Origin of the sequence: Rubinisphaera italica (assembly GCF_007859715.1) — a bacterium.
Classification (GTDB): Bacteria; Planctomycetota; Planctomycetia; order Planctomycetales; family Planctomycetaceae; genus Rubinisphaera; species Rubinisphaera italica.
The window spans coordinates 3,135,293-3,156,376 of the sequence record NZ_SJPG01000001.1 but is presented as its reverse complement, the minus strand read 5'-3'; the positions used below and the strand labels follow the sequence as shown (position 1 = coordinate 3,156,376).

Below are 21,084 nucleotides of genomic sequence, written 5' to 3'. Positions count from 1 at the left end.
AAATTCCGAAAGTGTTACGCGTTACAATAATCTATGTAACCAACAAGACCGTCATCACCCTTGGTGTACTGGGCTCTCTTGTCGTATGCTCCGTATTTCATAAAGGCAACTGCAACTTTCTGACCTTCAATTCTCGGATTGCAAAACAGCCAGTACCATCGCTTATTAACTTTCAATTCCATATCATTTGGTTCATGCATATTCAAAATGTTTTGCCATTGGGTGTTCATAATCTCGTGAATTTGGCCATGAAATTTCGCAGGAAGTTTTGAGCATAGCGATAACTCAATAATTTTATTTGTATCAGTTGAACGATCAGTTCGTAAATCGTCTGGGCCAACTGCAATCACAACCAAGTTTTCTGCAACTTGTTTCGGTGAGGCTTGGTATTTAAATCTTTTGTCAGGGTCACGGAAATTCATGATACCGTAGTAAAGTAAGCTTGAGGGTTTTAAGTCTTTGTCCGTTGGTTGCGTCAACAATCCTACTTTCATCTTGCTTGGAAGCACTACGATTTCTTTGAATTGCTGGGCTTCCTTATTATCATCAGGAATTTGTGCGCTTTGAATAAGCAAATTAGAACTGCACCAGCGTAGTGGACCTAATGCAGGATCGTTGAATACGATTGATTCTGTAACTTCACTAGCCTTTAGAGAGTACCTAGTACCGATGACAGCCAGTCCATGGTTATTGTTTTCCTGATCATCAAGTTCTAATGCATCGATTTCAGGATTAACTTTCTCATGCTGATCGCACCACAGTTTTTTCATATCGATACATGCGATTTGAGGAATACGAGATCTGGAGTACGCTTCAAGAGCAATTCTCTGCAGATTAGGGACCTGGATCGTCCCTGCATATTTTGGATATCTAATCTTATCAATGACATCCGAAACAATTTCATGTTTTCCTTTGAATGAGCGATACATATACCCAAGAATTTGTCTTCGCTTCATTCCCTTTATTGGAAACTTCACCTTCCCATCAGGAACTTCTTGTGTTTCTTGTGGAGAGTCTGACAATGCTCGAAAGGTAATTTCTGCAAGTCCTCTTACTGCGTCCGTAGTTTTATAATTCAATGATTGAATCATAAACAAGCATGCCTGAGCACAGAGTCCGCCAGTCGCGTGAGAATGACTGACAAAGGGGATGCCCCGCAGATCGTTGCCTTCGGCGTCTGTGACAGAATCCAGACCATAGATTTTCCCAAGGTTTGTCGTTGCGAGATTCCAGATGAGATCTTGACGATTCTCCGGTGTTAGAATTAGTGAGTCGGCCAGCATTCCTGAGCCGTCCGTGCCTTCGGGAAGGAGTTCATAAACAAACTGATCCGTATAGAGTCTCTTTAGCGAATTTCTTAATGTTTCTATTCTGCGTACCGTTAGACAGCCAATTCCTTGAATGTATATTCGAATGCCAAAGCGAGGAGTTTCGATGTCATACATGGCCAGTTCACTGCGGCAGATCATTGATGGACCAAGGCAGTAATCGGCATCCATTTTACTCAATAAATTTTCCCATTCCCTGAGCCAGCTTTTCAAGCCAGATTCATCTGTGGTATGAGGAGTAGGTTTCTTTCGTAGTATTTGAAAAGGCTTTTGCCAGTTTGAATGATTTGAGCCTGATTCAGCCATATAAGACGACAAAGTGTCTCCTATGGCGTGAACTACACCTATTCCCGTTTCTTCAATGACTTCATCAAAACTTAACCCTGATGGCATCCTGTAAATCCTGGCGCGTAAAATTTAGTGAATTAAAGTAGTTTTAACGAATAGGATTACTTCCCACTCTAAACCCGAAACACCTTCATCACTTCATCCCCGAGATGATTAATCACCTTCACAGCAATTCTCCCTGACTCCGGTTTCTCGAAGGGGCGGGAGGTGTCGCTTTTGAGGGCTTCCCAGGCGTCTTCGTTGATTTCGGCTTTGAGGGTTGTTTTCAGCGATTTGTACGGGTCGTTAGCGCCTAGGAAGTAGGCGTGGCGGACGAAGAAGCTTTCTTCGTTGTAGTCGGTGTCGAGGAACCAGCAGGCGATGCCTTCGGGGCCGTCGCTGCGGACTTCGCCTGTGTTGGGGTGGAAGACATCCACTCCGTTCACTTTGACTCGGATCTGGTTGTCCTGCTCTTCCAGAATTTCGATATCCGGCTCGCCGAAGATGACGAACAGGTTTCCCTTGCCGGTGTTCTTGAGGTCTTCGGCCATGTGCAGGTCGGCATTCATGCGGGCCTTTAAAACCGGAATGCGGCCGAGTTTATTGAATTCGTTGGAGAGGGCATCGTAGTTGAAAGCGCAGGCGATCAGCACGTCGAACTGGGCATCGGCGGCTTCTCGGGCGGCTGACACAAGGTCCTGTCGCTGGACAGTGCCGAATTCCGGGCCGATGAAAATGGCGGCTCGTCGATCCGTTTCGCCTTCCTGGTAATGTCCCTCGGCACAAACCATGTCGCCGGGCCAGGGGAGGAGCGAGGTGAAGGTGATGCGGTCATCTTTATGGGCCTGCTGGACGCCAGCCGTGCGGAGGTTTTCCAGAATCATTTCGGCAAAGCCGTCGGCATCGCCGGAGTTGTCCTGATCGAGCGGGTCGATCAAATCGTCGTTTTCATCGACGCCGAGAATTCGATGCGGCGAAAGACTTTCAACCGTAAACGGACCAGCCACACGAACTTTGCTTTTGTCTTCATACGGCTTGTCGTACAGATATTCGAAATCGGCTTTGGCGGCGATGGAGGCATCAATCTCTTTCTGCCGGGCGATACGAAGTTTCCAGAATTTGGTGTGCAGCTTGCCGGCAGCCGCGGGCCAGTCTTCGGGAAGCTCGCGGGGAACTTCCCATTCTTCGAGCGTAGTCTTCTGTTTGGAGGCTTTAGAAAGTTCCTCACGTAACGGAGCGAGCTGTTCTTCGAACTTTTCCCAGATGACATCGATCTCGGCATTGTTGGCAATCGATTTGAGCGTGATGTGCGGCACCCGCTCGTAAACAAACCCGTGACGAATATTCCCATAAGTCGCAGCAGTGGAGGGTTCCGTCCGCGTAACCTCCGCTTCTTTCTTCTGGCCGTCTTTGGAATCACTCAATAGATAGTAGGGATAACGGGCTCCCATGATACGGGCACGGGCCAGTGCGAGAGAAACTCGTGAAGTATCTATTGTGATCCAGCGACGGCCCCATTGCTCGGCGACATATGCTGTTGTTCCTGAACCGCATGTGGGATCGAGGACGAGATCACCAGGATCAGAAACCATTTGAATACAACGCTCTATTACCTTTGGATTAGTTTGTACGACGTAAAGCTTTCCTTCGGGTGTACCTGCAATTGCAGTATCATTCCACATATTATTCAGTTGAAAGACAGGATAGTCGTCCAGAAAACGTATGTAAGCCATACTATTAGTTCTAAAATGAATTCTACTTGACCAATCAAGCCGACGCATACCATGGGGATAACTAGCAGTCCAGTGTCTGCCCTGACGCGGATTGAATACTTTACCCTGGGACTTGAAAGGCGTTGGCTCTGGAGGCGAATCTTGACTAGTAATATTGTCTAGTCGGAATACACGAGCAAAATCTGGAATAATCTCAGCTCTCTCTCGCTCCTCTTTGGACATGATACGTGTTTGACCATCATTGAACTTCAAATATCTGTAGTCACCACTCTTAAGAGTTGAAGAAGATTTTTCTTGGAATAATTGTCGATATTTAAGTTTGTTCTTATCTTTTGCAAACCAGAGAATGTAATCACCAATTCGACTCAAGGATCCTGTTTCAAAACCTCCAGTTGTAGTGTAACTAATTAGTGATACGGAATTATCATCCCCAAACACTTCATCCATCAGCGCCCGCACACGATGCACGTTCTCATCACCGATCTGCACAAAGATCGATCCCGAATCTGTCAACAAATCCCGGGCAACGGTCAGCCGGTCACGTAAATAAGTCAGATAGGAATGAATGCCGTCGCGCCAGGTGTCGCGGAAGGCTTTGACCTGTTCGGGTTCGCGGGTGATGTGGTCGGCTTTGCCATCTTTGACATCGCGGCTGGTGGTTGACCACTGGAAGTTTGAGTTGAATTTGATGCCGTAGGGGGGATCGAAATAGATGCACTGCACCTTGCCGCGAAGACCTTCCCGCTCGGCCAACGAGGCCATCACCTGCAGGCTGTCGCCGAGAATCATGCGGTTGGTCCAGTGGGCATCGTGCTGATAGAATTCGGTCTTGGCATCTCCTTCGGGTACGCCGTTGAAGTCGGAAAACAGATCGAGTTGCTGCTGTTTCGGGGCCGGCTCCTTTTGTTTACTCTGCCGCAGTAAATCGTCAATAAGGACCTTGGGATGGACTTTCTCCTGAATGTAAAGCGGCGAAGCCTGCACGACCAGATCGGACCAGTCCTGCTCATCCTTCCCCCGCCAGACGAGCTGCGGATCGAGATCGCGATTCCGCCGCGCATACTCCACCCGCACCGGCCCCTGATGCTCGGTCTCAACAACCGACTGCAACTCAGCCGTGGGAATGTTCTTACGGGTTTCGTCATCGTGCGTGAGCGTTTCGATGGATTTCTTCGCGGCTTTTTTCTTCTTGGGCATTTGACTAAATCAGTCTATTTTTTTCAGATGCATTTTGTATTAGTGTCAATTGATTCGGGTGTCTTAAAACTTATTATTTTGATAATGTCCTTAATCTGACTTATTCTTTCACTCTTTTCAGCTATCCGGACAAACAGTTCACATTCATGTCCGCATGGGCAAGATAATTGGAATTCAAGTGCTAAATCCGGACATAATGTCCGGCAGGATGTCCCAATTTAAAGACATAATTAGTTCACCTCATAACGTGTTGCCCGACCTGAACCGTTAACACTCGCCAATCCAAGTTCGACGAAATGTTGTAAGTGTCGCCGTCCAGTGCGATTTTCGACACCCATGGCTTTAGAATATTCAGGTGTATTTGCAACGCCCTGAGTAGACAGCCATTTCCATCCCTCTCGTTCAGAAGAGCTCAATTGCTCCAGTATTGTTGACGGTAAAGTAGAAACTGTCCCCTCTTGAGAGGGGAAGAGTGTCAGTTTCAGATAAGGATCGGTCCATGTGTATTTGGGTAAGGGGAGGCCAAGTTCATTAGAACGATTTTTCATTGACCTCAAGCCAAATCCCCGTTCTTCTGCCAGTTTCATTTTTGCAAAGACGTAGTGCAGAACGGGATTCCGACTGAGCATTGGAGCGTCAAATGACTGCAACTGCTCAATGGTAATTGGCGTTACGGGCTTGCCAGGGCTGAGGATTTCAAACTTCTCAGGAAATACTCTGAGTTGGCATTTAGCTCCTTCAATACTGTAATCACGATGCACTAAAGCGTTGACGATGCCTTCTCTAACGAGTTCAAAGAACAAATCATTTTTTTCTAATCGAGAAGCATTTGAGCGACTAATTACGTTAGGCAACTTGTCTTTGAGCCATTGCATAGCTTGATTTGGGACAAGTACTTGAGGACCCTCAAAGTCAAAGATTTCCTCGGTCCCATTCGAATAGTGAATGGTGGCTAAAAGTCCAGATTGAGGCATTGATATCCGTGGTTGTTTTCCAAACAGAATCAGTCCGAAACCAGTCGGCTTATATTTTCCTTCCTCGTATTGAAGTAGTCCTTGCAGCATTAAACGTCGATTTAATTCAGACGAACCGGGCGATTCATCGATTTGCGAATGTTTTAAATACGACTCCATCGCTTTGTCTGAGAAATCACTAACTAGTCCAGATGGGGAAGCAGACTCTAAAGGAGACAAAATAACTGCAGTTGGAGGTTCCTCCTCAGCAGCAGCGGCACGTTCGAGAGCTTGATCGAAAAACTCTTTATTCTCTTCCAAAATTATTTTCTGTAAGTCCTGATCAAACATGTGGACGTTTACACCGTTGTCCTGCAGGTATTTAATACCTTTTCGATCGACTTTAGGGTCTGGGTCAGCAACTCCTACCCAAACCTCTTTAATACGAGCTAATACTATACGCTCCGCACAGCCTAGCTTTGGATGATTTCGTGAATTTGGTGCGCAGGGTTCAAGTGTCGCAAACAGTACACAGTCATCTAATTTCTTATCTCGATTTTTTCGCTCTAGTAAAGTAAATTCAGCATGATCACCTTCGCGAAGCTCCCCTCTATAGGCTGTTGAAATTCTCGGACTTGAGGGAACTTCTTCGCCGACATTGACAAGAACAGCTCCAACTTTGGGTGAAGCTTTTCCGTCTTCTCGCGTTTCCGCAATTGATAACCTCATGTAATCAATTGCCAATTCCATCATTGTTCTTGGATTAAACTTTGGCATTGTCACTTCCAAACATATCAATCATATTCTTGAATTCCGCTTCAACCTTGTCTTTAAAATCAGTCTGGATTTCATAAACGTCGCAGAATTCTGCAAACGCCCAGCGGCCATAAGTTCCGAGATGATTGACCCCGGGGATCCAGTAGGTGTCCATGGTCGACTTTTTCTCTTTGGCATCCTCACTTCGATAGCCTTTAATTTCGACAATGAGGTTCAGCAGATCAGGAGTGCCATCGGGCAGAGGAGGATGACCGTCGTCGATGCGGACGATGAAGTCGGGGCGATACTTGCGATTCACGCTGCCGTATCGATAAGGGACTTCGAACCCGAGGTTGTGATTCTTGACATACGACTTGACGAGCGGATGATTTTCTGCGACTCGACAGAATTCGCCTTCCCAGTCGCTGTCCAGAATGACCCAGTTAAGATGACAGTGCAGGTGGCTGGTTTCCCAGCGATCTGTTTTGCTGGTATTGAAGCGGACATTCAATGTGGAACCAGTGGGGTTGTAAGGATCGAGCAGCGCTTTGATGGGACGTTCGCCGAGAAAATTTTGAGTGATGCCAGCGGTGATTCGATTGCAGGCGATATCGGCAAGTTCCTGATACATGAGCAGGGCCGGATAGGTATTGCCCTTACATTCGAGACAGGTTTCAAACCATTCTTTGGTGATTTGCTTGAGTTGACCAAACAGGTGCAGCTTCGGCTCCTCGCCAGGATCGCGCCATTTGGTGTAGAGCAGTCTCTGCGTGAGATTGTAAATAATCGAGAAGGGACGCATTTCACCCAGATGTTCGAGGCTCATGTTGGCGGTTTCGCCAATGATGCCGGAGTTCTGGGTGATCGATGGACCGACCAGGTCGGGGGTCAGGACCAGAATCGAATCGTCGTTGAATTTGGCAGAGAGCCGTTCTTCGGGGAGTTCAATCCGATAACCCTCAACTCGAGGGAATTGGATTTCAAGAGCATCGCGTTCTGGACGTATCGCCTTAACCTGAATGGTTTCCCGAGGCTTCTGTGGGGAGGCGATAGAGGGTTTGGCAGTGAAGTCAAAGGGGATGCCGAAGACGTCAGCGTATTCGACGTTGAATAATCCTTCTTCGTTGAGTTCATACGACTGCCGTCGCAGGGCTCGACCGATGACCTGTTCGCAAAGCAATTGAGTTCCAAAGGCACGCACACCCAGCACGTGTGTCACGGTATTGGCATCCCACCCTTCAGTCAGCATGGAGACGGAGACCACACAACGGATATTGCCACCGAGTTGACCGGATTTACCGACCGTGTTCATGACTTCGCGGAGCAGTTCCTGATCGGTGATCTTATCCCCCGCTTGTGAATCGCCACTTCGTTCAACAATTTCGCGACGAAAGCGTTCGATTTCATCGGCTGCCATGTTGCGGAAGTTGGTATCCAGGGCATCGCCAGCTTCAAGCTGCTGACTGTCGATGAGCAAGGTATTGGGGCGAGAGAGTGGTTCGCCTGTGGATTGATTAAAGTTGCTGAAAAGTGGGAGTCGACCGTGTTCGAGAGTTTCTGTGCCATTATCATTGTGGCGATGAAAACCGGAGATGTAATCGTAAATTAGTTTCGAGATGGCAGTGTTCTGGCAAACGATGATAAAACAGGGAGGAATGCTGATTCCCTCCTCTTGCCAGAGTTGGAATGTCTTCTCGTAATGACCGTACAAGGCCAGCAAAGCGGTCTGGAGTTGCGTGGGCAATTTTAACGGGTCGAGTTCTGCTCCTTTGCCTCGACCTTTTTTTGGCATGTCTTTGCGAATATGTTCCCATAAGTTTCGGAACATCGGCATTTCGTTACCGGGAATATTCTCGGCGACCGGAACACGAGGGAGTTTGACAATGCCACATTCAATCGCATCCATCAGAGAGAAATCGCTGACGGTCCAGTGAAACAAAGTTCCCTCAGCATATCCGGACCCATTGAGGAAGAAGGGTGTAGCCGAGAGATCGATCACTCGTGAGAGGCCCAGTTTTCGATTTACGGCTTCGAGTCCTGAAATCCAGAGACGAGCAGCATCGTTATTACTCTCAGCTTCTTTGCGTTCATCCCCTTTAAGATCGACGTCATCAATCTCTTTGGGCTTCTCCCGATAGCAGTGATGAGCTTCATCGTTAAGAGCGAGAATATTCTTGATACCCATCAATTCTGGCATGACGCGTTGAAGCATCTGGCCTTCGGTTTCAAGGGTGTTTAACTCTTCCCCTAGACGTCCCTGTAGAAGTTGACGTCCCCCTTTGGAAAGTTCGACTCGTTCTCTGAGTTTAAAAGCATGATAGTTGGTAATGACGATTTTTGCTCGAACCAGATCCTCCATCATATCGCTGGGAACAAGTTCGCGGTTCTTGTAATAACTGTCGGGATCGTTCGGCTGAAGCACACGGAGTCGATCTTTGATCGTCAATCCCGGAGCGGTTATCAGGAAGCCTCGAGTGAACTTTTTGCTATTGGGGCGACGAACCGCATTAACTGTTTGCCAGGCGATCAGCATTGCCATGACGGTCGTCTTACCGGCACCGGTGGCCAGCTTCAAGGCTAAGCGTGAAATTTCAGGATTCGCATCCTGATTGGCATCTTCCAGGTATTGCAGAATTGCTCTGCCTTCTTTGGAATGAGATGCAACTTCCGTCAACCAGATCGCGGTCTCTACAGCTTCCACCTGACAGAAAAACGGGCGTAATCCGGAAAAATCATGATGCCGCCAATATTGGAGGAGACGAGCCGTTTCGGGAGTCACCTGCCATTGATTTGGATTCGTAATTTCTCGCCAGCGATCGACTTCTCCACGGACTCGATTGATGATTGAAGCGGGATCGTATTTCTGATCCGCAGTCGAGATATCCTTTGTTTCATCAAAACTCAGATCCAGCTTTTTCTGCTTCGTCTTTTTCGTTTTCTTCGGCTTAGGTATTGGGGAGATGAAATCCGCCTTCCGCCGATACTCAATGATCTGTTGAGTTGGCTGGCCAGAACTGTCTAACTCCCAATGACGCTTAGGATATTCGTAAGGGGAATTCAGGATAGGATGGGAGGTAAATTGGTCAGACATTCAGAGGGCATTCGCTAATTATGAGTACGTCTTGAGTGGATTATTACCGTACCAAAGTACACCGTCAGAAACAATCTGGTTGAAGGGGGCATTTTTCAATTTATGAAGCAAGTCAAAGGAAATGCCTGCATTGATGTTGGCTCCTATGTTCACTATAAGCAATTGCATCAATTAACCCGGCATCTACTACATTGGATAATGCAGCGTGGCCAAATTCTTAAATACTTCTGCGATCAATTACTTCCTCGAAGAAATTATCAAATCGGCTTCCGATCGTCTGGTTCTGATCAGTCCGTTCCTCAAGTTGAATGATCGGATCAAAGAACTTCTGGAGGACAAGAATCGTCTCAAAATCGATGTTCGTATCGTATACGGAAAGAACGAATTGCAGCCGGAGGAAATCAACTGGCTGAAGGAACTGTCATTCATCCGGACGAGTTTTTGTAAGAATCTTCACGCGAAATGCTATCTCAATGAAAGTAACTGCATTATCACGAGTTTGAACCTGTATGAATTCAGTCAGGTCAACAACAACGAGATGGGCATTCTGATTTCCCGTGATAAAGATAGCGAAGTTTATCGGGAAACCTACGAAGAAGCTCAACGAATCATCAGGATCAGTGACGAAGTAAGAATGTCTCTCGAGCGAGTTCCGCAGGAATCCGTCAGCGATATTGCTGATCCATCAAATGAGCAACAGCAAAAAATCTCGACATCCAAGTTGGCAAAAAAGCTCGGTCTATCCACGAAGCAATTTCTAAGCCAGGCAACAGAGAAGGGCTTGCTGCTTGATAAAGACGAGACCCACGTATTAACTGATTCGGGAATATCTAAAGGTGGTGAATTGCGTGAAAGTAAACGCTTCGGTCAGTATTTTGTCTGGCCAGTGGACTTTGAGATTTAGTGGTTAACAACCGAGGCTTAAAAATACAGCAGGCATTCAAAAGTAGACCAGTTAACCAACGGGTATGACCACCCCAGAGAGTTCGAGAGTCTCTCGATCAGAAGCGTCAGCGGTGCGAAAATGGATACGCACTGGGTTGCCAGAGGACAGCTCTCTCAATTTCAACTAACGTCGTAACCCGTTGCAATAACACGCTATACAACGCAAAAACGCCAGACGATCTCTCGTCCGGCGTTTCGTTAACCAGCGGGTATTTCTATTTCGTACCCGTGTGCATAAGCTCCCCGTTCTACACGCCGTTCGAACTACTTTGCGCGCGTATAAATCCATAAGTCGTTAACTGGCATGGAATTGCAATAGTTCGAGTCCATAATGGTGCCCCCGTCACCTATTGACACTCTTTCGAACCTGGAACCCAATGGTTAACAGAAATCAAGCCAAGCGCGTATTTGGAGAGATTTTTGGAGGATTTTGAGCGCGCTCTGAGTTGTTTCGAAGTGCATAAACCTCCCTGGAGACATTTCGTTGGGAATGTGAGCCGCGAGGGAGTACTCTGAAATACTCCTCCCCAGCTCCCAGCGGGGTGCCAAAATGATATTCGGTCACTGGAAGACCCTTGAGATAAAGAGCAAAAGGTGATTCCATGCGTCGAACCTTACACCCGTTGTTCGTCATGCTGATGTCGCTCACACAACAGGAACTGGCTCGTCAGATTGCGTATCTGAAAAAAAGAGAATCCCATTTTCTAATCCAACAGAGAAGTGGCCGAACAACTCAAAATCAGCCTCAGCATGACCTACGCACTGATCAGCCGCGGCGAACTGATCTGCTACGAAATCGGCTCCTGCAAACGGGTCAAGCAGTCCGATTTAGAAATGTTTCTGGAGAGCAAACGGAAAGAAGTTCAACAGCTTCCACGAAATGTGGGTAGACATTTTTAAAACTGGGAATTCTGAAAGGGAAGTCCATGAGAAAAGTTAAATTCTCTTCGGTTGCCTGATAGAAAACGAAGATCCATAAATTGATCGATTCACAGATCGTTCGATCCGCTTAAAAGTAGATCAAAATTCATTTGAATAAATTGCTTCGAAAACAGCCTTACAACTGCACCAGCATATAAATTGAACCCCAAATTATGAATTGACTGTAATACCGAGCTAATTCAACCACGGTTTTTAATTACTCAGGGTTTACAAGCTGACAGTTTCTGAATTTTGATAACGTCGAGCGATATAATTCGAGATTCTTGTGGTAACGATCCCCATTGGGATAGATGTAAGTATCGCAGCCCGAGATTGTCGCAGCGATGGCGACATGCAGGCGGTCGGTGTGGACACAATCGTATTGACAAACTTTTGTTAACAGCCTGTCACGGGAGTTGTGATCTCCTTTTCGACTCAAATCCACCCAAGTATCAGCCTGTAATGTCTTGACAGAGGGGGCATGGGTTGTACCAATCACATCTTTGCGAAAAGCAGCCAGAGTTCCTTTGCCTCCGCATTGGGGGATAACAGGTAATGGGCAGAAAAATGCCAAGTCAGGTGCATAGCTGCATTCCAGATTTAATTGAGTAGCGATCTTGACTGAGTGGTGATCTCGTCCATAGAGATAGAGGTGAGGAAGGTGAGCGATCTGTTGCAAACGCTCTGCTTCAAAGGTTGAGGGCAGGACTATGACACTTCCAGCCTTATTTGCAACTTCAGAAACGATGACAGCGCCGATGTCAAAAGCTTTGCACCAGCCTCCACCTCCCCCGTAGACGATCGGAATCCCCGGTTCGACACAGAATCGAGATGTCTGGTGGTAATCCAATCCAGACTGCTCAAATAACATTCGAGTTCCAGCAGTGATTAATCCATCACCAGCATTGCCGGGATTGGGGATCCATTGAAAATGGCCTAATGCTTTCAGGTGCTCAAGCAGTGGTAAGCATTCCAGACGCAGTTCAGCGATCATGCGTCGTATCTGCATGTGGTTTATGATCACAAATGAACTCCAATTATGGTCTGATCAAAGACGAGTGTATCATACCCACCAGCAGCCTGGATGACGCGTTTGAAATATCGATGGTCGCTCCCTGGCCCTTGCTGATCATACCAGAACCCTTGTCTGGCCAGTTCTGTTTCAATGATGAAGCAGCCGGTATCGATGTTTTTAAAACTGAATGTCCTGTTAGCCTGTTCCCAGATCTCCGCATTGGGGATCGGCTCATAACGGAAAGCGTGATGCCTTAACTGGCAGACACCAATTCGTTTTTCGATTCCCACAATTTCAATCAGATGCATTAACGCATGAGGATAAAACCAATTGTCATCATCCCAGAAAACCACATACTTTCCCCGTGCTGTTATTAAGCCGAAATCTTTACAAAATGCCCCGAATTGCCCATGATGTTTTTCCAGACAAAGATACTTGCGGTCAATTCCTGGATGTTGTGGAAATGCTTTAGTAATTGCCTGCAATCGCTTTTCGTTGGGGCCATCATGAATGACGAGATGCTCAACAGCCATTTCTGTTAGATCAACAAGCTGCAAGCACTCAAACAGGCGCCACAAATCCTTGGGGCGTCGATAGGTTGCAGTGATGACGGTAATGAGCGGTGAAGTCATGATTGGGAAAGTATGAAGGAAAGCTTGCGTTATAGTACAAAAATCAAATTATTTTACTTTGTGAAATCAGCATCCAGACATCGATGTTTCGGTGATTGAGTTGTCCTCTTTGCATTTGCTCCAAGGCAGAGAGGCGGATTCAAATTTCAAGAGAAGAATTAACTGGCCAAGAAATCCCAGTATTCAGGCCAATCAAGAATACCTAATAGTTCTTCTCTATGGAGCCAGTATGTGTCCCATGTTAGAGGAGGATTTATTTCGAGCGGATTTGGATTTGGGCGGAGCTTTATGGCGCCCATTCCCCATAAACTGTTGAGAACTGCGATCTCTAAATTACATCGTCTTCTTAGTTGAACAATTGCTTTCCAGACATCGCCAGTCCACGGTCCAGTGACTTTGGTCCGTCGTTGTTGGACTTCTTTTGCAGGAAGGCAATCGTGAATTAATATAAGACCTTTGGAACTTAAGCAATTCAGAGAGCATTCAACTGTGTGTAATATTTGCTCCTGCAATTGAATGTCATCAATAAAAATGAGATCAAATTTTCGGTTATTTTCTTTGAAAAATGCATCTGACATTACGTGATGACTCCCTCCTGAATGAGAATTAACTCCCATTTTGTCAGCAAGCTTTATCTGATTGAATGTCTTGTTCGTTCCACAGCTAATTTCCAGGTAGGACTCATATCCGAATTGATCGATAATGCCATTGATTAAACCTCTTGCGCGAGGATATTGTTTAACTTTTGGAGGGTGGTGGTATTGTTGCTTTGATTTTTCGAGTAACGCTTCCTCTTCTTGGGACAACACTGCCGTAGCTATCAAATCATCATTCAATTGTTTGACTTGTGATGCGTATGACATTGCCCATTCCAGCATAGGCTGAACAATATCTGTCGAATGCTGAATGCAGGGTATTCTTTGAATGAGTTGCTTTCTTGATAGCAGATCCCAGATATTCGTAATTGAAGCCGGTGACTTATAGGTAGAACTCATCGTTTTGTTGAGGTGTTCTATTCTGGGCGTTTTCAAGTACTGATTCAAAATCCTGGGCACTTTCATATGACGATCGAGTAAGAACATACGCATTCCCTGCGGGCAAGCGTTCAATGCACGGCTCGATATTCCATAACTGTTCGTTCCGAATCGATGAATACCATTGCACCTTAATGTCACAAACTCATCTGGTTGTTCACGTTTAACAGAATTAATTCTCGCATCATTCCAGCAGACCAAGTCTGGGGTCTGCTTCATGATGAGTTGAATATCATCAATCAACCCAGAGTCAAACCAATCATCATCATCGCAAGGTATGAACAGAAAATCCTCTTTTGCGGAATTGATGAGAGGGAATTTGTGTCGGTTTCTGATGACGAAATCTACTCCTCTAATCCGAGAACGATTGAGTTCAGCGATGGATTTGAGTTGATGTCGGTATTCGAAGTAGGACATCTTAAAAAGACTGTTCCACCACTTGATTTTTGCGAGGAGCTTATCAAATGGATACAGCGGATGGGCAATGACAGATGGATTCAGTTTCCCCTGGTCTAGGAATGTCTCTTCCGTCATTTGGTCCCAGGAAATATCAGTTCGCATATAAAGTGCAAAGGCCGTCATTAAGTGGCCCCCCAGGCACATAATCGCCACTCAAAATTATAAGCAAAAGTATTTTGAACTGTTGAGGTCATAATTCAATCTCCTCATTCACGTTCGCAGATTTTTTTGTCCAAGAGCCAGCGTATGTATGAACTGCAAATGAATTCGGGAAATGACCTGAACGAGCATGCTGCTTTCTTTTAGACATAACTGGCGCAAAGACTTCACGTTCAAACAGACGAACATCTCCTCGCCCCTTCTTGAACACGGCATCAAACAGGAGGGGGCCAGTATTCATTGGCTTCTCAGGATGAAATCGATTGGGCATCTCATTAATGATGTCACGCAGGAAGGGATGATTGGGAATCGCTCCGAATAAGCTCCCCGTTAAACGACCATTGGGACGCTCAGTCATCGCAAATGCATGACAGCCCTGGAGAATCGAATTGATGCAACGTAATGGCCGATAGTCGGTGTCTCGATAAACGCCTCCATATTTATGAACTAATGCCACACGAGCGATATCCGACTTGCCTGACCATGAATTGGCCTGCTCAAACATCACTCTCAGTTCGACCGAAAGTTCATCAACAACTTCATTACCCCAATGGCGAGTTTCCCATTCGGGATGTAGCTCTTGCCATTGATCTATCCACGCACGTTGGTCATCTGGAATTTTGTTGTCTCCCAACCAGATGAGGTGAAAGACCTTGGGAATCGGGAATATGTCTGAAACAGAATTGCCGGGAGGATATTTGGCTATTGGATTAGTAACGATATCTGGTTTAGAACCAGCTTTTTCCATGAGGTAATTGCCGTAACTTTGTTGAATAGTCAGTGGAAATAAATCAGTGGAATTCGCGAAATGAAGAAGTCGCTCCTTCCAGTCATCCAGGCTGCAATCCATACTAAAGCAATATCGCCACACTAAAAAATTCAGGAGTTGTTCAGCGCAATGTTTGGTGTCGATGAGTGGTTTCCTGGGATCTAATTCGCAGTAGGAAACAGCACTGGTTCCTGAAAAGTAACCGGGAGCACCTTGTTTCACTGGCGTTTCATTTAACATACAATCTACCGAGAACGTGCTGTTGAATAAGACCACATGCTCACATTTACTTAAGATACTGTGACCGACTCGTCCTACCTGACAGCCATAAGTCGTTCCAATTTCCCTGATACGGGCTTCAATTTCGTTTCTGTTCCATGGGTGCAATTTGATAAACAGTTTTGAACCGTAGTAACGACAAGAATCTTCCAGAAACCTCCACCAGTCTCCCGTCGATGCGACAGAGTGAATCGACCGATCTGCTGGGTTTTGGCAAGCAAACACTACGCCATCCCATTCCATCTCATCCTGGGCTTGTCGATATTTGCTACGTGGAAGCGAAGAACGATTGATAAGTTGTCGAGCAGATTCTGGAGGTGAGAAATCTAAGATTTCTCGTAAGCCTTCTGCAGTATTAAGGCTGCTAAACTGGTACAACCCTCGGGTATCGATATGCATACCATCCCAGAAGAATCCGGTTTCTGCGATTCCAAATCGACGCTTGTTAGCTGGATATCCCCACGCGAGTGTCCAGGACCGATCTTCACTTGGAGAATTTTCCGAAGGGAAAAATACCTTTCCGTCACAGATCGACCGCGTAATACTGCTGACCTGTGGCATATCCAGAAGATAAGGTGCGATGAATATTTTCTGCGGTGTTTGTTCATCTGTTGGTTTTTGGATCTTGATCTGTTTCCGTGGCCGGTCATCAACCGAAACAGGGTCAATTTTGAAGTCATCGGAGAGATACCGATCCCCATAACCATATTTCTGCGCGAGTTGTCGAATTCTTTTAACTAACCCAGCATCAATTGATGATAGCTTTTCCCAGGAGACTGGTTCTTCTTGAAAGCGGGCAAATCGCTTAATTCTTCTGGAATTGAGATTGGGGTCAACCAGAGGAAGTTCGCCCTCAACTCGGGGGTGATCAATCAAGTCACAAATCCGATCGATCGATTCCGTAAATGATTCCGTCTGATACGTCCACTTGGAATAGTTCTCTGCTAACAGATTCCATTCATACCAGAATTCCATGCAGCGATGAAGTTTGCCAGTAGCGGACTTCAGCGATGAGTTCGTCGAGAAGTGTCGACTCACATCACCCAGAAGCCCATGAGAGTGCGTACGCATGGACGAAATTGTTTCCAGTGGATTTCTCACCTGATGCAGCACGATATGGCTGCTTGGATCAATCTCTCCATCCAGGATTTTCAACAATCCTTTCCAACCCACTTCTCCATCTGGACCAGGTTCCTCGTGTTTGACCTGAATCCCAATCTTATTCAAAAATGTGGCTGTATATTTTGTGCCACTTCGACCACACCCGACAATATATAGCATTCTATCAGCCCTGTTGTATCACGCGTGTAACGCAGTCACTCATCTTTACGTCGACCATCAACTTTAAGAGATCACCACCTCAGTTGTTTGCTCCAACAGGCTGGTTGTTAACATGGCTCTTTTTCTGATCCAGATCCTCCCACGCTTCAAAAACCTGTGCCCAGGAATCCATTGCAGCCTGCAGCCCCCAGGTCGCTTCCAGTTTTTGCCGAGCCGCGAGCCTCATCTGGTCTCGTTCTTCTTCTTCAAAGGCACAGCGAGAAGCTTTGTAGACGAATTCTCGATGATCATCGCAGAGCCAGCCAGTGACGCCATCCTCAATTTCTAATTTCCAGCCTCCGCGATTATCGACAATCAGAATCGATCCCGAGGCCATTGCTTCAAACCCGACGCGGGGGAGGTTTTCGAAGGTATTTGTGGTCATGATGATGGCTTCACACTGTGCATAAAATGCTCTCTGGCTCAACCCTCCCGGCTTGATCGGTTGGATGTAATCCGGTGGCCTGTGCCCAAACTTTTTCTCCGCATTTTGTCCCCAGCCAAGTATCAAACCTTCTTTAAGTACGGGGGCGGTCATGGTTTCATAAATCCAGAGTTGTTGATCGCCGTACTTATCGGCATCGTCACGGGAAATTCTTCCAAAACGGAATTTCTCCTGAGACCGATCCCTCACAAAAGGAAACTCTTCGGCATCAAAATACGGGTTAAAGAACATCGGTCGGTAGTTATCGCTCTCTTTGAGCTTGATGCTGACGCGTTCAAAAGAATGTTGGGACTGATACAGATGGAAATCGATCAAGCCTCTCTTTTGATGCTCGACTTCCAGGTCAAAATTCCAGGACATGCAATTTACGAATGTTGTTGATCGTGCGTATTGCTTGATCTCGGGGAGGTACTTCAGAAATTCACCATTGCAGAAAGAAATGCAGTGCAATCCTTCCAGGGAAGCCCAGTCTCGGGGTTCATGATAGACACACCCCATCGCCTCAAGTCCCATTCCGCGAATATTTTGATCGAGCGGATAGGTATGGCAAAGATGAACTTCAATCCCCATGGCTAACCAGCAACGAATCTGGTGGTCCAATTCCGTGTCGGCTCCACCCAGACGACTGGGATGCCCAATAACGCATAACTCATTCAACATAAAGTCATATCCGGCTAAATAAATGATTAGAACTCAATAGGTTTAATTGTCTGATTGATTTAATTGATAGTCTCTCAACATTTGACTTAGCAACTCCGTGGCCAAAGTTGCACAGCGGCGACGGCGTGGAGTTAACTGCTCGAAATTAAAGTTCAACAATTCACGAGGGGATTGCTGCTTCAGAACAGAAATCGACTTGCCCATGATGTTTTCACACAAAACAGCAGCACAGGCGCTGCTGATTAGGCAGCCTTTGTGCTCAAAACTGATATGTAAAATTACTCCGTCAGAAATCTGAAGAGATAAACCTAATTGATCTCCACATGATGGATTTCGAATAGTAGAGACCAAATCAGGATATGGTAATTTGCAGAGGTACTCTGTTGCTCTGGAATATTCCATTAACTCATTAATGTCCAATTCGTATATCAAAGCTGCAGCCCTGTTAGGCTCACTTTCAGAATTGTTAAATATTCAAACAAGAGAACCTGGTGGATTCAATTTTGAAATGCACGGGTTTTGGGTTCGAACAGTTCGTGTGGTGATTTGAATTGGTACTTTTTGCGAGGCCGGTTGTTCAACTCCATCACAGCCGCTTGAATATCCTCGGCTTTCAGTTTACGGAAATCGCTCCCCTTCAGGAAGTATTGCCGCAGAAGCCCGTTGGTGTTCTCATTCTGGCCGCGTTGCCACGGCTGGCGAGCCGGAGCAAAATAGATCGCACAATGCAGGGCTTGCTCCAACTCTCGATGACCCGAAAACTCACTCCCGTTGTCCGTCGTCAAAGTTCGAATCAATGACGATGGCAACCCCTCAAACGCAAACACCGAAGCCGCGTTCAACGTCGATGCTTTCTTGTCCGGCAGATAGCTCGCCACAAGATAGCCGGTCTTGCGTTCGACATGCGTGACAATGTAGCCGGTCCCCTTTTGACCCTCGATGGTATCCGATTCCCAGTGCCCGATCCGCGAACGATTGCGTGCAGAAACCGGTCGCTGATCCATTGGCTTTTTGGTCGGGTCGCATCGTCTGGAGATCCCTGTGCCGTAGCGTTTGCGGCGTTTCTTTCTCGATTGACGCAGCTGCCTGTAGATGTTGCCGCCCTGCTTTTTGTTTGCTTTGATCCAGGCGTAAATCGTCTCAATGGATATTCGCATTCTGGCCTCCCGAGGATGCAGTCGCAAGAGTTGACCTGCAATCTGTTCCGGCGACCACTTGAGAGACAACTTATCGAGCAGGAATTCTTTGAGCGGAGCGTGGTTGAGTTTCCAGGGGAGTTTGCAGAGTTGTCGACGCCGTCGCGCTTTGCGGTCGGCTTTCCCGGCGAAATACTTCCCGGTCGCATCCGAATTCCGCCGCAGTTCTCGGGAGATCGTGCTGGGGTCTCGGGATAACTCGCGCGCAATTTCTATTCGAGAGTGTCCCAGGGCGTGCATGTGCGCTATGGAATCACGTTCCTCAGCAGTAAGATGCGTGTGTGACATTCGTGATTTCTTCTTAGTAGGATTGATGGTCGTTTGGTCAAAACAAACCATCTCACGAATGTCACTCTTTTTCCATCAACCCGTGCATTTCAAAATTGAATCCACCGCTTTTCGTTCGATTATCAAGACGATTTTGCTTTAATTAATCTCAAGGGGGCAACTGTTTCAATATCGCCTTCTCCCAATTATGGATCAGTTAATAATTTATTCGTTGATAACAACTCTTATGTGCAATATACATCTGGCACATCTCCCGGAAATGTTGTCTTTGAGGTAGATGCAAGTGACTCACCGATTGCTCCACAGGGAAACGGTTACTATTCAATTGGCATTACAAATCGCAGTTCCTCAGAATCTGCAAACCCTACTCATATTAAAATTGAGTTCTGGGACTCAAGTACTTCTTCGTATACCACACTCTATGACCAGGATGTGGAAATCGCGTCGGGATATGGTGCGTGGGTGTCTCCCAGGTTACTAGCTCCTCTCCCAGGTTACTTTGTTTACAAGGCACGGGTAACTCTGACTATTCCAGGACCATTGCCTGCTAATTATCGGCTTCAGCGGTTGATGCTTTACCATGCTACGGGAACTTATGACCCGTGGCACCTCCATTTACTTGGAGGAACTTTGTATGGACCTCTGGCATTGGAAGATAACTTCTCACTCAAGGGGATCTCGGCCCCCTCTTCCCCATCCAGTGGTATATGCAGTCTCTACCAGGATGAAAGCGATGATTGCTTGCGCGCAAAATTCTCTAATGGAACTATCGCACAGCTGGCAACATTGGATCCAGTGATCTCAAAATCCTCGACTTACACAATTCAAGCTGGTGATGAAGTCATCCTCTGCGATGCGTCCGGTGGTGCATTCACGATTACTCTGCCCTCAGCCGTTGACCTTTTCGGGAGGCAGTACACAATCAAGCGAACGAATTCTGGAGTGAATGACGTCACACTTGGAACGACCTCGAGCCAGACGATTGATGGTCAAACAACTCAGGTTTTGGGTAGCCAATACGATAAGTTGACCGTAGTATCTGATGGATCCAATTGGATGATTGTTTAATCGTGCTTCTGCAATTATCAATTGTATTCCAGCTTTTATTCGAATACTTAATCCGACCTCCCAAGGTCAAAACCTATAGCGCCCATTGACTAAATATGTTTGATCACATCGCATAAAATCTGTCAAGATGTGAAATATTTATGGAGTTAGAAAACTATGCCTTCTGGTTACCAAGGTTGTAACGAGTTTAATACCAGTGCAGTCTACAAACTGAGTTGGTCGGGTGGATATGCATTATTAAGTGGTACCACAACCGAGCTAACTTCGTTTGAAGTCGTTGGAACATTTCGTTCGGAGTCAGTTAAGAATGCTAACGTGGGATCTGCCACCTTACACTTGCATGCCAATGTTAGCACAGTTGGGGATAGTTACTACGGAGACACTGACAACGGAGATGTGTGTTGGCCTTTTTCGCTTTATATTAAATCTGACATAAATCCTGAAAACGGAGACGATGTCTACTTTGAACAGATTGTGGGCTCGAGCTCAAGCCATTCTGGGGCAAGTTC

At 46.4% G+C, this 21,084-nt stretch carries 14 protein-coding genes; 3 read left to right on the top strand and 11 right to left on the bottom strand.

The window, feature by feature from the left end:
- Positions 1-14: 14 nt before the first annotated feature.
- The 4 genes from Pan54_RS11790 to Pan54_RS11775 all read right to left on the bottom strand — a co-directional run bounded on the left by Pan54_RS11790 (position 15) and on the right by Pan54_RS11775 (position 9,385).
- The gene (locus tag Pan54_RS11790; RefSeq protein ID WP_146503671.1) at positions 15-1,721 is read right to left on the bottom strand and encodes a hypothetical protein; all 1,707 of its coding nucleotides are present in this window, start codon (positions 1,719-1,721) and stop codon (positions 15-17) included.
- Between the two features lie 68 nt (positions 1,722-1,789).
- Positions 1,790-4,585, bottom strand: coding sequence for a site-specific DNA-methyltransferase (locus Pan54_RS11785; protein ID WP_146503670.1), 2,796 nt, complete (start codon positions 4,583-4,585; stop codon positions 1,790-1,792).
- A gap of 230 nt (positions 4,586-4,815) precedes the next feature.
- Positions 4,816-6,315, bottom strand: a complete 1,500-nt coding sequence (locus Pan54_RS11780; RefSeq protein ID WP_146503669.1) for an ATP-binding protein — start codon at positions 6,313-6,315, stop codon at positions 4,816-4,818.
- Entirely contained in the window at positions 6,302-9,385 is a 3,084-nt protein-coding gene (locus tag Pan54_RS11775) for a BPTD_3080 family restriction endonuclease (RefSeq protein WP_146503668.1), read from the bottom strand. Before Pan54_RS11775 ends, Pan54_RS11780 begins: the two co-directional genes overlap by 14 nt.
- Before the next feature lie 205 nt (positions 9,386-9,590).
- On the opposite strand from Pan54_RS11775, the gene Pan54_RS11770 reads away from it, so the two are divergent.
- Together Pan54_RS11770 and Pan54_RS11765 are read left to right on the top strand one after the other, a co-directional pair.
- Complete coding sequence (locus Pan54_RS11770; RefSeq protein WP_146503667.1) at positions 9,591-10,289, top strand: phospholipase D family protein; 699 nt, start codon at positions 9,591-9,593, stop codon at positions 10,287-10,289.
- Between the two features lie 761 nt (positions 10,290-11,050).
- Positions 11,051-11,230 carry a helix-turn-helix domain-containing protein gene (locus tag Pan54_RS11765; RefSeq protein WP_261343178.1) on the top strand — a complete coding sequence of 60 codons (180 nt, stop codon included), beginning with the start codon at positions 11,051-11,053 and terminating at the stop codon, positions 11,228-11,230.
- Positions 11,231-11,468: 238 nt separating this feature from the next.
- Here Pan54_RS11765 and Pan54_RS11760 read toward each other — a convergent pair whose 3' ends face one another.
- From Pan54_RS11760 to Pan54_RS11730, 7 genes are all read right to left on the bottom strand, one after another.
- Positions 11,469-12,260: a polysaccharide pyruvyl transferase family protein gene (locus tag Pan54_RS11760; RefSeq protein WP_146503665.1), complete on the bottom strand. Its 792-nt coding sequence runs from the start codon at positions 12,258-12,260 to the stop codon at positions 11,469-11,471.
- Positions 12,261-12,271: 11 nt separating this feature from the next.
- On the bottom strand, positions 12,272-12,898 hold the full coding sequence (locus Pan54_RS11755; RefSeq protein WP_146503664.1) for a glycosyltransferase family 2 protein: 627 nt from the start codon (positions 12,896-12,898) through the stop codon (positions 12,272-12,274).
- A gap of 158 nt (positions 12,899-13,056) precedes the next feature.
- Positions 13,057-14,514, bottom strand: a complete 1,458-nt coding sequence (locus Pan54_RS11750; protein WP_146503663.1) for a hypothetical protein — start codon at positions 14,512-14,514, stop codon at positions 13,057-13,059.
- Positions 14,515-14,581: 67 nt separating this feature from the next.
- Complete coding sequence (locus Pan54_RS11745) at positions 14,582-16,879, bottom strand: glycosyltransferase (protein WP_146503662.1); 2,298 nt, start codon at positions 16,877-16,879, stop codon at positions 14,582-14,584.
- 79 nt (positions 16,880-16,958) lie between these two features.
- Positions 16,959-18,023, bottom strand: coding sequence for a glycosyltransferase (locus Pan54_RS11740; RefSeq protein ID WP_146503661.1), 1,065 nt, complete (start codon positions 18,021-18,023; stop codon positions 16,959-16,961).
- Between the two features lie 42 nt (positions 18,024-18,065).
- Complete coding sequence (locus Pan54_RS11735; RefSeq protein ID WP_146503660.1) at positions 18,066-18,425, bottom strand: iron-sulfur cluster assembly scaffold protein; 360 nt, start codon at positions 18,423-18,425, stop codon at positions 18,066-18,068.
- Between the two features lie 95 nt (positions 18,426-18,520).
- Positions 18,521-19,507 carry an IS30 family transposase gene (locus Pan54_RS11730; RefSeq protein ID WP_165441826.1) on the bottom strand — a complete coding sequence of 329 codons (987 nt, stop codon included), beginning with the start codon at positions 19,505-19,507 and terminating at the stop codon, positions 18,521-18,523.
- 228 nt (positions 19,508-19,735) lie between these two features.
- Here Pan54_RS11730 and Pan54_RS11725 point away from each other — a divergent pair, with 228 nt between their 5' ends.
- Positions 19,736-20,575 carry a hypothetical protein gene (locus tag Pan54_RS11725; RefSeq protein ID WP_146503659.1) on the top strand — a complete coding sequence of 280 codons (840 nt, stop codon included), beginning with the start codon at positions 19,736-19,738 and terminating at the stop codon, positions 20,573-20,575.
- Positions 20,576-21,084: the final 509 nt, after the last annotated feature.